General features: G+C 38.1%; 12 protein-coding genes. 7 read left to right on the top strand and 5 right to left on the bottom strand.

Annotated elements, in window-relative coordinates; all coding sequences use genetic code 11:
- The first annotated feature begins 14 nt into the window (after nucleotides 1-14).
- Together BUB03_RS00905 and BUB03_RS00900 are read left to right on the top strand one after the other, a co-directional pair.
- A complete protein-coding gene (locus BUB03_RS00905; protein ID WP_073059599.1) occupies nucleotides 15-920 on the top strand; it encodes a GLPGLI family protein in 906 nt (301 codons plus the stop codon).
- Between the two features lie 129 nt (nucleotides 921-1,049).
- The gene (locus BUB03_RS00900; protein WP_073059598.1) at nucleotides 1,050-1,613 is read left to right on the top strand and encodes a sugar O-acetyltransferase; all 564 of its coding nucleotides are present in this window, start codon (nucleotides 1,050-1,052) and stop codon (nucleotides 1,611-1,613) included.
- 76 nt (nucleotides 1,614-1,689) lie between these two features.
- Here BUB03_RS00900 and fsa read toward each other — a convergent pair whose 3' ends face one another.
- The gene (gene fsa, locus BUB03_RS00895; protein WP_040994666.1) at nucleotides 1,690-2,343 is read right to left on the bottom strand and encodes a fructose-6-phosphate aldolase; all 654 of its coding nucleotides are present in this window, start codon (nucleotides 2,341-2,343) and stop codon (nucleotides 1,690-1,692) included.
- Nucleotides 2,344-2,597: 254 nt separating this feature from the next.
- On the opposite strand from fsa, the gene BUB03_RS00890 reads away from it, so the two are divergent.
- Nucleotides 2,598-3,086: a YdeI/OmpD-associated family protein gene (locus BUB03_RS00890; protein ID WP_073059596.1), complete on the top strand. Its 489-nt coding sequence runs from the start codon at nucleotides 2,598-2,600 to the stop codon at nucleotides 3,084-3,086.
- Nucleotides 3,087-3,280: 194 nt separating this feature from the next.
- Here BUB03_RS00890 and BUB03_RS00885 read toward each other — a convergent pair whose 3' ends face one another.
- Nucleotides 3,281-3,853, bottom strand: coding sequence for a tetratricopeptide repeat protein (locus BUB03_RS00885; RefSeq protein ID WP_073059594.1), 573 nt, complete (start codon nucleotides 3,851-3,853; stop codon nucleotides 3,281-3,283).
- Nucleotides 3,854-4,044: 191 nt separating this feature from the next.
- Between BUB03_RS00885 and pepE the strand changes: the two genes are divergently transcribed.
- The 4 genes from pepE (at nucleotide 4,045) to blaIND (ending at nucleotide 8,375) form a co-directional block, all read left to right on the top strand.
- Nucleotides 4,045-4,737, top strand: a complete 693-nt coding sequence (gene pepE, locus BUB03_RS00880) for a dipeptidase PepE (protein ID WP_073059592.1) — start codon at nucleotides 4,045-4,047, stop codon at nucleotides 4,735-4,737.
- 188 nt (nucleotides 4,738-4,925) lie between these two features.
- A complete protein-coding gene (gene dacB, locus BUB03_RS00875; RefSeq protein WP_073059590.1) occupies nucleotides 4,926-6,296 on the top strand; it encodes a D-alanyl-D-alanine carboxypeptidase/D-alanyl-D-alanine endopeptidase in 1,371 nt (456 codons plus the stop codon).
- A gap of 7 nt (nucleotides 6,297-6,303) precedes the next feature.
- Complete coding sequence (locus tag BUB03_RS00870; protein ID WP_073059588.1) at nucleotides 6,304-7,455, top strand: sensor histidine kinase; 1,152 nt, start codon at nucleotides 6,304-6,306, stop codon at nucleotides 7,453-7,455.
- Between the two features lie 191 nt (nucleotides 7,456-7,646).
- Complete coding sequence (gene blaIND / locus BUB03_RS00865; protein ID WP_073059586.1) at nucleotides 7,647-8,375, top strand: IND family subclass B1 metallo-beta-lactamase; 729 nt, start codon at nucleotides 7,647-7,649, stop codon at nucleotides 8,373-8,375.
- Between the two features lie 67 nt (nucleotides 8,376-8,442).
- Here the strand turns inward: blaIND and BUB03_RS00860 are convergent, their stop codons facing one another.
- From BUB03_RS00860 to tatC, 3 genes are all read right to left on the bottom strand, one after another.
- On the bottom strand, nucleotides 8,443-10,299 hold the full coding sequence (locus BUB03_RS00860) for a M61 family metallopeptidase (protein WP_073059584.1): 1,857 nt from the start codon (nucleotides 10,297-10,299) through the stop codon (nucleotides 8,443-8,445).
- A 224-nt stretch (nucleotides 10,300-10,523) separates the two neighbouring features.
- Entirely contained in the window at nucleotides 10,524-12,155 is a 1,632-nt protein-coding gene (locus tag BUB03_RS00855; RefSeq protein WP_073059582.1) for a M1 family metallopeptidase, read from the bottom strand.
- A gap of 137 nt (nucleotides 12,156-12,292) precedes the next feature.
- Nucleotides 12,293-13,120 carry a twin-arginine translocase subunit TatC gene (tatC, locus tag BUB03_RS00850; RefSeq protein ID WP_040994682.1) on the bottom strand — a complete coding sequence of 276 codons (828 nt, stop codon included), beginning with the start codon at nucleotides 13,118-13,120 and terminating at the stop codon, nucleotides 12,293-12,295.
- Between the last annotated feature and the right edge of the window lie 185 nt (nucleotides 13,121-13,305).

Below are 13,305 nucleotides of genomic sequence, written 5' to 3'. Positions count from 1 at the left end.
AACAAATTCAAATTATGAAAACAAAAATTTTATTTTTTTTACTTCTGGGTATTTTCACCGGAGCCCAGACCAACCGATTCTTTTATGAATATAAGTTCATTCCCGATTCCAACAATAAAGAAGATGTGAAAAAGGAAATGATGCTTCTTGACATCAATAAATCCGGATCAGCTTATTACAGTCATGACAAATTCGTTGCAGATTCCACTTCAAGAGCAGATTTGCAGAAGCAAATAAATTCAGGGAGCGGAAACATCAGCATCAACAAAAGAGAAAGACCCGGCCAGGTTTCCTACAAAGTAACCAAAAGCTATCCTGAATTCAAAACTTACCTTTTTACCAATATCAGCACAGATAAATACAAAATCCTGGAAGATAAAAAACCGGAGTGGAAAATTCTTCCGGATAAACAAAAAATAGGGGAGTATAATGCCCAGAAAGCCGTAACAAGCTATGGCGGAAGAGAATGGACAGCATGGTTTTCGTCAGATATCCCTTTTCAGGACGGACCCTATAAATTTTATGGCCTTCCGGGACTGATCGTAAAATTAGAAGATTCTACAGGTTCGCACATTATGACTTTGGTAGGTAATAAGACCATATCAACTCCTGCAGAAGAAAATGAAGCTCAGCTTCCGGATAATGTAAGAATCCTGGGAATGGGAACCAAAGAACTGGAAATTACCAAAGATCAGTACAAAAAAGTTTGGAAAGCCTATGTGAATGACCCAACCAAAAACATGAGAGAAATGATGATGAAAAGTGGTGGCGATTCCAATACAAAAATGGTATTTAAGATGAAAACTCAGGACGGAAAGGAATTATCAGATCCCAATCAGGTATTCAAAGAAATGGAAAAAAGAACCAAAGAATCACTTCAAAAGAATAACAACCCGATCGAACCGGATTTGACGAAGTAAATTCTATGATTTTAAGATACAGCAGGATGGTTATTAATGACCATCCTTTCTTTTTGCCGATTATTGTAATTTTAAACCTTAAACCTTAAACCTTAAACCTTAAACCTTAAACCTTAAACCCAGAATCCCATGACAGAAAAGGAAAAATGCGAGGCCGGACTTTTATACAATGCAAATTATGACCAGCAGCTGATCAGCGAACGGGTAGCGTGCAAAGATCTGTGCCTGGAATATAATGCCCTGAAAAATTCTGACACCCAAAACAGAACCCAATTGATCAAAAAAATTCTTGGAAATACAAAAGAGAATATTTGTATAGAACCTTCTTTCTGGTGCGATTACGGATACAATATTGAAACCGGTGAGAATTTCTATGCCAATCATAACCTGACTATTTTAGACTGTGCAAAAGTAAAGTTTGGAGACAATGTTTTTATTGGCCCCAACTGCAGTTTTTATACTGCAGGACACCCTTTGGATGTCAAACAGCGAAACGAAGGCCTTGAATATGCCCATCCGATTACAGTTGGGGATAACGTATGGCTGGGAGGCAATGTAGTGGTTCTGCCTGGGGTTACTATCGGAAATAATACGGTAATTGGAGCCGGAAGCGTGGTCACTAAAAATATTCCGGACAACGTTGTTGCTGTAGGGAATCCATGTCGGGTGATTAAAAATATAGATGAAAAATAATTCAGATCGGATTTTTAATAAAGAAAAATCCCGGAACGAAAGTTCCGGGATTTTATATGTTAATTGTGGTCAGTTATTAAGCTAATTTCTGAGAATCTGCAACAAACTGAGCCAATCCGCTGTCTGTTAGCGGGTGCTTCAGTAAGCTCAGGATCGGAGGAAGCGGAGAAGTAATAACATCTGCACCAATCTTAGCACAGTCGATGATGTGCATAGAATGACGGATAGATGCTGCTAAGATCTCAGTCTCATACATATAGTTATCAAAAATTAATCTGATCTCCTGGATAAGACCTAATCCGTCTGTAGAAATATCATCCAGTCTTCCAAGGAAAGGAGAAACATAGGTAGCACCTGCTTTAGCGGCTAAAAGAGCCTGTCCCGGAGAGAAAATAAGGGTACAGTTTGTTTTGATCCCTTTATCGGAAAAATATTTTAATGCTTTGATTCCGTCTTTGATCATTGGGATCTTTACTACGATATTCGGGTGGATTGCTGCCAGTTCATCCCCTTCTTTGATCATTTCCTCATAAGTTGTGGAAAGTACTTCAGCGGAAATATCTCCGTCTACAAGCTCACAGATCGTTTTATAATGATTTTTGATCGCCTCGTTTCCCTGGATTCCTTCTTTTGCCATTAAGGAAGGGTTGGTGGTTACTCCATCCAGAATTCCAAGGTCTCTTGCTTCTTTGATTTGCTCTAAATTGGCTGTGTCAATAAAAAATTTCATTTCGTTCGATAGATTTATTCCTGCAAAGATAAGGATTCCCTTTGTGAGTGAAAAATTTTAATTTTGAATAGGACGGAATACGGGGTTCATGATCCCGGGTTGCGTTTTTAAGTTCTGGTCCAGATATCGAAAAACAAAGAAAAAAATATTAGAATGTAAATTTATTCTCATACACCCTCAATCGGCCCTTAACTTACATTTTCCGAACCCGGAACCCGAACCCCGCAACTAATAAAATACTATATTTGTTAAACATGAAAAGCAACAGTTTTACAGCCACACTGGAAATTATCGGGATTAATCCTTTTGTTTTCGTTCCCGAAGATATCTTAACTGAAATTTTCAGGGCTGCGGGAAAGGATAAAAGTCCTGTTCCCGTAAAAGGAACCGTAAACGGAAAAGAATTTAAGCAGAACCTGATGAAATATTTGGGGGAGTGGAGGCTTTATGTCAACCTTTTAATGTTGGAAAATTCCCCTAAACGAATTGGAGAAGTTCTGGAAATTTCAATAGAATATGATGATTCGGACAGAAGTATTTCCATTCATCCAAAACTGGATGCAGCCATTAAGAAAAGTCCCGTAGCCGTCCGCAATTTTGAAAACCTGACGCCGTCCAGAAGACATGAGCTGATCCGCTATATCAACAACCTGAAAACAGATGCCAGTATCGAAAGAAATATTGAAAAGATCATCAGGCATCTTCACGGGGAAACCGATTTTTTCGGAAAAAGAATTGATTAGAACTCTTTAAAAAAGTTCTTTTGTTTTAAACCATTAAGTAAAATTAAAAAATTAAGGATAATTAAGTTGTAAGATGATTGAGGGCTTTCTTAATAATCTTAATCACTTACTAAATCTTAATGGTTCAAAAACAGCATTAAAAATATTTAAGCACATAAAAAATCCGGAAATTTTTTCCGGATTTTTCATTTTAATTATGAGTTTAAAGTTTTGCTAAGCTTTAAAGCATCCTGATTGGTAGGATCATATTCTAAAGATTTAGCAATATGTGTTTTTGCTTTGGCAGGGTCGCTTTTTTGTTCTGTAAAGGCAAGATAAAAATAGGCGTAGGCCAGATTTTTCTTATTTTGTTCTACTTCTTCGGGCTTTACAGTCGCAATATACTTTTCATAGGCAAGTTTTGCATTGGCATCATCTTTAGCTGACTGATAAGCATAAGCCTGGCTGTAATAAGATGGAGCCCAGTCCGGTAATAAAACAGATATTTTTTTCCATGTATCCACTGCATTGGTCCAGTCAGATGCATCCTGATAAGCTGTAGCCAGTTTTGCCAGTGCATCCGTATCTTTTGGATTGGCCTCAATCTGCTTTTTTAGACCTTCAATGGTTGGATTGCTTCCTGCCTGAGCAGTAGCGGTTGTAGTAGTATTAGTTGTAGCAGTGTTGGCAGTATCAACTTTGGTTGTTTGCGCATTTACCAAACTTGCTGTTCCTGCAAATAGTAACCCTAAGAATAAATTTTTGATGTTAATTTTAGTCATTTTCATAATCTTACATTTTAAAATTCTATATTTTGAAATCCAATAATAATTCCATAAAACCTGAAATTTTAGAAGCTTTAAGTTTTTTTAGAAGATATTAACGGGTACACTATTTTTTTTAGCTTAATTTTTGATTCGTTGGGGATTGAGTTTATCTTTGTAACCCAACTTTTTTAATAATCAACATAATTTACCGTATGAATATCATATTAGCGTCAACGTCTACTATTTTCGGTGGAGAATATCTGGAATACTTAAGAGAAGAAATAATACAGCTGTACAAAGGAATTGACGAGATTATCTTCGTTCCTTTTGCCAGACCGGGCGGAATGTCCCATGATGATTATACGGCGAAGGCACGATCTTTCTTTGAAACTATTCATATTAAGGTAAGAGGCCTTCATGAGTTTGAAAATAAAACAGAAGCTCTCAATAACGCTCAGGGATATTTTACAGGAGGGGGAAACACATTCTTACTGGTAAAAACGTTGCATGAAGAGGGGCTGATGTCTGTTCTGAAGGAAAATGTAGAATCCGGTAAAGCTTATCTTGGCTGCAGTGCCGGAAGTAATATCGGGGGACAGAACATGAAAACCACGAATGATATGCCTATTGTTTATCCACCAAGTTTTGACTGTATGGGACTTGTTCCTTTCAACCTCAATCCCCATTATCTTGATCCGAATCCTGAACTGAAACACAATGGAGAAACCAGGGAAACAAGAATCAAAGAATTCCTGACCCAAAATGATCTGAAAGTAATCGGTCTCCGGGAAGGAAACTGGATCAGAAGAGCAGGAGAAAAGATCACAGTAGAAGGAACTGAACTCACAAGAATCTTCGAGAAAGGTAAGGAACCTTATGAAATAGAAGCAGGAACCCAGCTTTAAATCACAAAAACAAGCTCTTATTTTTATTATATTTGATCAGGAATTGAATATATTTTTTTGTTAAGCCTATTCGAAAAGTTTTCACTTCAATGTTCAATATGACAATTGATTAATTAATACTATTAGAATGTCATACTGAGCGAAGTCGAAGTATTAGAATTGAAATTTAGATTTATAACAACCTTGTCATGAAAAAAACACTTACAGTTCTTGTACTGTCGGTTCAGGTAATATCTGCCCAGAATATTGCCCAGAAGCTGGATAAAGCCACTAAAGACCTTATGGATTCTTCAGGAGCGGTTTCATCCGGCTTATCATTTTACGTTACTGATGATAACGGAACGTTTATTTATGAATATGGGGGTAATAAAGGCCTGTCAACAGCTTCCACACAGAAGATCTTCACTGCCGGTGCAGCTCTTGAAACTTTAGGTAAGAACTATACCTATAAAACAACGGCAGGATACTCAGGTACTTTATCTGCAGGAACTCTGAACGGGGATTTCGTCATCAGCTCAAATGGTGATCCCACGTTGGGAAGCTGGCGATATGAAGCCTACAAACCTGAAAACTTTAAAAATAAATTGATTGAAGCTCTTAAGAAGTCAGGAATTGCAAAAATTTCCGGCAATCTGGTCATTGATGATTCATATTTTGACCATCAGACGATTCCCGGCGGATGGCCGTGGGATGATCTCGGAAACTATTATGGGGCAGGAGTCTGGGGAATCAACTGGAGGGAAAACCAGTTTGATATCAACATTAACGGAACAGAGTTTAAAGGGTTTTCATATCCTCTCGAAAATGTGAAATGGCTGAATGACCTGAAAGCTGGAGGCAGTTCAGATCAAAGCCTTATTTTTACTGCACCGCATTCCGATGTTGCATTAATTAACGGAACACTGCCGGCAGGAAAAACAGTTACAGTTTCCGGATCTGTTCCTAATCCGCCTGTACAGCTGGGCACAGAGGTGAAGCAATGGCTTAAGGAATCAGGAATTGAAATTTCGGGACAAGTAATTACAGCTTCGCAGCTGGAATTGGAAGGAAAGCAGGTTCCGGGAGCTGCCAAAAATATTATTCTCACCTATCAGTCTCCAACTTTAGATAAAATTGTATATTGGTTTTTAAGGAAAAGTGTCAACATGTACGGGGAGACTTTAATTAAAACTTTAGGAAAAGAAAAGAAAGGGAATTCCAGTTTTAAAAGTGGAGTTGCTTATTTGAAGGAATTCTGGAAATCCAAAGGGATCAACCCGAATATGATTAATTTTGCTGATGGAAGCGGACTCTCTCCACAGAATTACGTCGCCGCCAAAGCTGAAGTCCAGGCTTTATTGTACGCCAGAAAACAGCCTTGGTTTGATGCCTATTATGATGGGTTTCCGACACAGGATAACGGAATGAAGATGAAAAGCGGAACCATGAGAGACATCAAATCCTTTGCAGGGTATCATACCGCAAAAGACGGCAAAAAATATGTATTTTCAATCATTATTAATAATTATCAGGGCAGCGGAGGAGCTGAACTGCAGAAAATTCTGAATGTCTTAAAATAAAAGAACTTTGAGGAAATCCATACTTACCAGGCTGAATAACTGGATCATATTTTTACTGATGACTTTGGTAGTCGTCACTATTGTGGTTGCTTCAACGATTCTTATCAATTTTCTCCGAAAAGAGGAGATCAAACGGGTAGATATCCTGGTAAGTGCCCTGAAGTTTCAGCAGGAAGTAACCCCAAGTCTGGAAGTCCAGGAGCTGATCCTTAAAATATACAGTTCCAACAATACAATCCCAATGATTGTGCTGGATAGGGACGACAGGCCTATGGTTCATAAAAACATTCCCAAGGAAATAGAAAATGATCCTGTCCAGATCACCCTGCTGGCCAAAAAAATGGCCAAAAGCTATCCTCCCATCGAAATTAAAATTCCCGACGGAAATAATCAGTTTGTTTATTATGATAACTCCCGGTTACTGAATGATTTAAGATATTCGCCTTTTTTACTTGGCTTTTTTATTCTTTGTTACTTCCTGTTTTCATTCTGGTTTTTAAGGACCATTAAAAAAACGGATGAAGGCTATCTCTGGGCCGGGCTGGCGAAAGAAACGGCGCATCAGATCGGAACACCTTTATCCTCGATGATAGGCTGGATGGAGATCATGAAGCTGGATAATCCTGACTCTGAAGGCGTATATGAAATGGAAAAGGATATTGAAAGACTGAGAACCATCTCCGAACGTTTTTCTAAAATCGGATCCGTTCCGGAGCTGAATGATATGAATTTCAATGAAACGATTGTAGAAAATTATAATTATCTTAAAACAAGGATTTCAAAAAAGATCAATTTCAGCCTGCATCTTCCGACGTATACCATTCTGGTTCCTCACAATAAGATTCTTATGAGCTGGGTCATTGAAAATCTTGTGAAAAATGCCGTAGATGCCATGAAGGGAGAAGGAATATTAGACATGTCTGTTTTTGAAAGGAATAAGAATATCCTCATCGAGGTAAAAGATTCCGGAAGCGGGATGACCAAACAGCAGGCAAGAAATGCCTTTAAACCTGGATATTCAACCAAGAAAAGAGGCTGGGGACTCGGGCTTTCACTGGCGAGAAGAGTTATTCATGAATACCATAAAGGGGACATTAAAATTTCCCAGACCGAAGTAGGAAAGGGAAGTACATTCAGAATTACCATTAAAAAAGCATAAACTTATTATTAGCAATTTCATTACTAGAATGCTTAACATAATATAATACAGACTTATTTATAAAGTATTAAAAAAAGTTAAATCTATTTCATGTGAATTGGTTTGCACTAAATAATAAATAAATTTGTATCTATTCGAATGCAACTAACTTCGTAAGCATTCAAATCTATCAATTAAATACGATAAAAAATATGAAGAAAAATGTTAGGGTTTTTACTGTGTTGTTTCTGTGCTTAATTCATTTTTTTAATGCGCAGGTCCGTGACTTTGAAATCGAGCAGCCTTTTGGCAAACAGCTTTACCTGTATAAATCCTTCGGGGTTTTTGAAGGCAAAGAATATTCAGCCAATGCGGTTTATCTGGTTACTAAAAAAGGGGTGGTCCTGTTTGATGTTCCATGGCAGAAAACCCAATATCAAAGCCTTATGGATACTATAAAGAAACGTCATAATTTACCGGTGATCGCTGTATTTGCAACTCATTCACATGGTGACAGGGCCGGAGACCTGAGTTTTTACAATAAAAAAGGAATTCCGACCTATGCTACTGCCAAAACCAATGAATTTCTGAAGAAAGAAGGAAAAGCAACTTCCAGCAAATTAACGAAGGTAGGGAAGAAATATAAAATAGGCGGTGAAGAATTTGTAGTAGATTTTTTGGGTGAAGGCCACACAGCAGATAACGTAGTGGTTTGGTTTCCAAAGTATAATGTTCTGGACGGCGGCTGTTTAGTGAAAAGCAGTACAGCAGTGGATCTTGGCTATACAGGAGAAGCTAATGTAGAGCAATGGCCGGCAACCATGAAAAAACTGCAGGCTAAATATCCTTCCACAGCAAAGGTAATTCCGGGACATGATGAATGGAAAGGCAATGATCATGTGAAACATACATTGGAGCTTTTGGATCAACAAAAAAAATAATAAAAATAGAATACAAAAAGCGGGAAATTTATTTCCCGCTTTTCTATTAACTGTTCATTTTAAATCATTATTTCTTTCCGGTTAACCACTGGTTTTGCAGTTTCTGTTCTTCCGGAGTTGGGTTGGCCTTGTAATTTAAGGTTTCTACTGTCATTTTATCCAGGATAGCTTTCCCTTTAAGGTTCATTTTATCCATTTTATCCCCATTTTTTCTAAGGATAGTTACTGTAACATTCTGACCTTCCTTGATCGATTTTGCATAGCCGATGAAATCCTGTACATGCTGAATGTCAACGGTTTTTCCATCCAGAGCGAGAATTTCGTCAGTGATTTTAAATCCTATACTTTTTGAAAAAGGAGATAATGCTGAACTTTCATCAAATACAAATGTTTTATTCTTTTCATTATAACCTGTCTGGTTCGGATCTTTGATGAACCAGAAAAGAGGAGGAGTGTCCTGCTTTTTCGCTTCTACACCTACCATATTCAGGTATTCAACGTAGGGAGTAGGCTGGTTTCCTGCAATGTATTTATTATAGAAATCCTTTACCTGCGGATAGCCGGTTACCGTTACCAATTCATCAATCAGTTTATCATCCTTGAAAGGTTTGTTCTCACCAAATCTCTGGGATAGCTTTCTGATCATGTCGCGGTATCCCATTTCCCCGTTAGACAGTTTTCTCAGTTCAATATCCAGGCACATCGCCAGCAATGCCCCTTTTTCATATACGTTTCTGTACTGATCTTTATATTCATCCTTAAGAACATTTTTACTCATCACCGTAAATGGCATGGTGTCATCATAATTCTTGGAATTGGTAATCTTTTCATTGATTCTGTGAAGGAATTCATTTTTATCGATCAGGCCTTCCTGGATCTGGAAAAGATTGGCAAAATACTCTGTTCCGCCTTCGTACATCCATAAATGCTGGGACATTTTAGGATCTGCATAATCAAAATAATGGATCTCTTCAGAATGGGTCTTCAAAGGATTCACGGTATGGAAAAACTCATGCGAAACCACATCTGTAATGGTTTTGTCGATTGCATCTTTAGGCATCATTTCAGGAAGTACTACACTTGTTGACTCGTGATGTTCCAGTGCTCCGAAACCTTTGATCTGCGGTCCGTCGCCTCCTGAAAGGTACAGCATGATCGCATATTTTTTATTGGTATTCATGTCACCCAGGAATTTCTTCTGAGCCATGACCATTTTTTCAAGATTATCTTTAAAGTCTGCTGCCTTATACTTTCCGGTAGGGGAATAAACACCCAATACCAGGTCCATTCCTCCCGCATTGAAGGTAATATAATCCGGTTTGGTGTACATCAGCGGAGAATCGGTCACCTTTGCATAATTGGCCAGTGTGAACGTATCGGTATCATCAGATTTATCCTGATCTACCAGAGCCGTTGTTCCATAAAAGCCTGCCGGTTTCTGAACGATCAGTTGGTAAGGAACATCCTGCATATTGTCAATATACCCGATAAAACCGTGGGTATTGATCATGTAAACTTTTCCTTCCTCAATATCAGTTCCTGATGGGGAAAATACAGCCTTATGTTTTGAATTATCCATTTCATCATCAAAGCTGTCATTAACCAGGTAGGTTACTTTGCTTAATGCCTGGGCATTTTTTAGTGAATAAGTATTGTCATTAACTTTTGTATAGGTTAATTCCCTTCCTTTGTTATCATAAAATTTAATACCTTCCACAAATCGGCCGTAATCATCCACAGAATATGTACCCGGAACGGTCTTGGGAAAGTGAAACTTGATATCACCGGATTTCATTTTCGGAAATTCCATTGTAACGGCCACCTTGTCGTCTTTTACATTCACAAGATCAATTGTGGTTTTTATAGATTGGGCATTGGCCAGGAAAGCGGCGAAAAGACCCAGACTGACTGCTGTTTTTCTCATTAAGTTTAGATTTTTATAGTTAAATAGTAGTTTTTTTGACCATTTTGTTACGTAATACAATATTAAACTTTTCTTAAAATTTTTAAATCATTAAAAGGAATTAGATATTACCTTAACTATTCCCGCTTCCTAAGTCTTCCTAATGATTTGGTTAAAAATAAAAAAGGCAAACCCGCATAACGATTTTGCCTTTCCGCGAATTTGCCTTCTGCATTTTCGCTCTTTTATTGCACCTGATTATAATTGATGTAATAATTCTTGTTAAATTCTACCGGGGTATTCTTTTTAAGCTTCACGGTCTGCCAGTTTTCAGTAGGATTGATGGTCTGATCTCCATTGATGATCAGAGGAAGTTTAAACCCTTTTACCACATCTGTATACCTGAATTTCAGAGAGTCTCCGTTTTGCGAATACTCCAGATTAGGAATTTTTACTGTTCTTAAATATTGATTGAAAATGCTTGACAGATCAATTCCTGATTTCGAAGACATATAATCCTCAACTTGCTGCGTGGTTACGGTCTGATGGTAAAAATCTTTGCCCAAACCTCTCAGGATCTGCCTGAATTTTTCATCATTATTGATGACCTGGCGTATGGTGTGAAGCATATTGGCTCCTTTCGGATACATATCACCGCTTCCTTCATTTCTTACCCCGTATTTTCCAATGATAGGAACATCATTATCGATCATATTCCGCACGCCTATGGCATAGATGTCCGCTGACTTTTTATCCATATATTTTTCAACGAAAAGAACTTCGGAATACATGGTGAAACTCTCATGTATCCACATATCCGCCTGGTCCTTTGCAGTCACATTATTGGCAAACCATTCGTGGCCGCTTTCGTGGATAATGATGTAGTCCCAGTTAAGGCCTACACCCGTCCCCGAAAGATCTTTACCCAGATAACCGTTCTGGTAGTTATTTCCATAGGCAACGTTACTCTGGTGCTCCATTCCAAGATAAGGAGTATCAACCAGTTTATATGAGTCTTCATAGAAAGGGTATGGTCCGAACCAGTATTCAAATGCGGAAAGCATAGGTTTTACCTGCTGAAACTGCTTTTTCGCCTTCTCAAGATTGTAGTCCAGTACCCAGTAATCCAGATCCAGTTTTCCTTTCTCACCGGTAAAGGTATCTTTAAAATTGACATATTTACCAATATTAGGGATGATAGAGTACGCATTGATCGGGTTTTTTACTTCCCACGTATAAGCTGTTTTTCCACCTTCTGTTTTCTTATCGATCAGTCTTCCGTTTCCTACTCCCACAAGGTCATTCGGGGTAATGATCTTCATGATGATCCCGTTATCAGGTTCATCGCTCCATATATCCTTTGTAGGCAGCCATATGGATGCACCGATTCCTTCATCGGCAACACTCATCCACGGATTTCCTTTTTTGTCTTCGGCGAATACCCAGCCTCCGTCCCAGGGAGCTCTTTTGGCAATCAGAGGATTACCGGAATAGGTAACATCAATAGTATATTTTTCTCCTTTTTTGAATTTCTTTTTTGCAGTAACGAAAATAAAATCACCATCCTGCTTATAATTGGCAACCGGAAAATCAGCTACTACTTTATCTGCCTTCATGGGTTTCTGCAGATCGATCTGGAATACAGGATCAGTTACATCTTTAGTGATCTCAAAGCTGATCTTATTGTATCCTTTAATGCTTTTCTGTGCAAAGTCCGGTTCTACGGAAAGGTCATATTTTTTGACGTCCCAGAAATTCCTGAATCGGGTATCAGAACCTTTCAGAGTATCTTCCTTGGTGAAAACTTTATCTTTTTCAAAGAACTGCCCGAAAACAAGTCCCGAAGCAAATAAAAGTGTATAGGTCAGCTTTTTCATTTAAAACTAAATTAAATTCTATCAAAAATAGAAAAATTAATGGCACAATGAAGGATACGGCTGAAAAAATATAGGCATTATGAATAAAAAGCCCGGCTTTAGCCAGGCTGTGATATTTAAAAATATTTGGATTTGTATTACTTCTGTACTACCGGAAGGTTTGCTGCATTTTTCTGTACTTTTTTGTAAGTAATATTACACATGATGATACTGAATTCATACAGGATCAGCAACGGGAAAGCAGCCATAAGCATACTTAAAACATCGGCAGGGGTGATGATAGCAGCCACAACCATGATCAGAACAATAGCATGACGACGGTAAGTCTTCATAAACATAGGCGTCAAAATCCCTATGCTGGTAAGGAAATAGATAAGAATAGGAAACAGGAATATAACTCCCATCCCTAAGATGACCTGTAAAAACAAAGTAGTGTAATCGCTAAGATCATAGAGCGGAATAATAATGTCCGAGATCTTAAAAATAACCCCGAAATTCACAGCGAACGGAAGGATTAAGAAATAACCGCATAAAACTCCTGTCATAAAAAGGATCCACACTGCATTGATGATAAAAATAGAATTCTTTCTTTCGTTAGGATGAAGAGCCGGACCTATAAATCTCCATAACTCCCATACAATATAAGGAAAAGCTCCTACCAAACCTCCGAAAACAGAAACAGCCATCATGACGTTGAACTGCTGGTAAAGCCGTTGTACACGGACCGGAAAATCTTTCGGAAGGTGAATACTGTCTTCCCCTAAAAGCATTCTCGAAAAATGGTTAACCACCCTGAAAGTAGGAAAATCATTTCTGGTAGGGCCAAAAAAGATATGGTCCATGATCCAGTTGATATTGAATCCCACAGCGATGGCAACAATTATAATAGCAATAATCGAGCGTACGAGGTGGCCTCTTAATTCTCCAATATGCCCAAGAAAGGACATTTCTTTTTTTTCGTCCATATACTAAAGTCTCTCTAAAATAGCAAAACCGTCAAAGGTAAGCCGTTTAAGTCTGCGAAATTATGAAATTATAATCAGTATTTAGAATTATTAAACGTGATTTTGTTTAAGCTCATCAATGAAATACCTTCCTGTTTGGTTTTCATAAAAATTTAAAAGCACGGTATGTTGGCTGATCACCTAAA

Source organism: Chryseobacterium oranimense (genome assembly GCF_900129755.1).
Taxonomy (GTDB): Bacteria; Bacteroidota; Bacteroidia; order Flavobacteriales; family Weeksellaceae; genus Chryseobacterium; species Chryseobacterium oranimense.
Note: the sequence above shows the minus strand (reverse complement) of the source record. Positions and strands in the feature narration are given on the sequence as shown.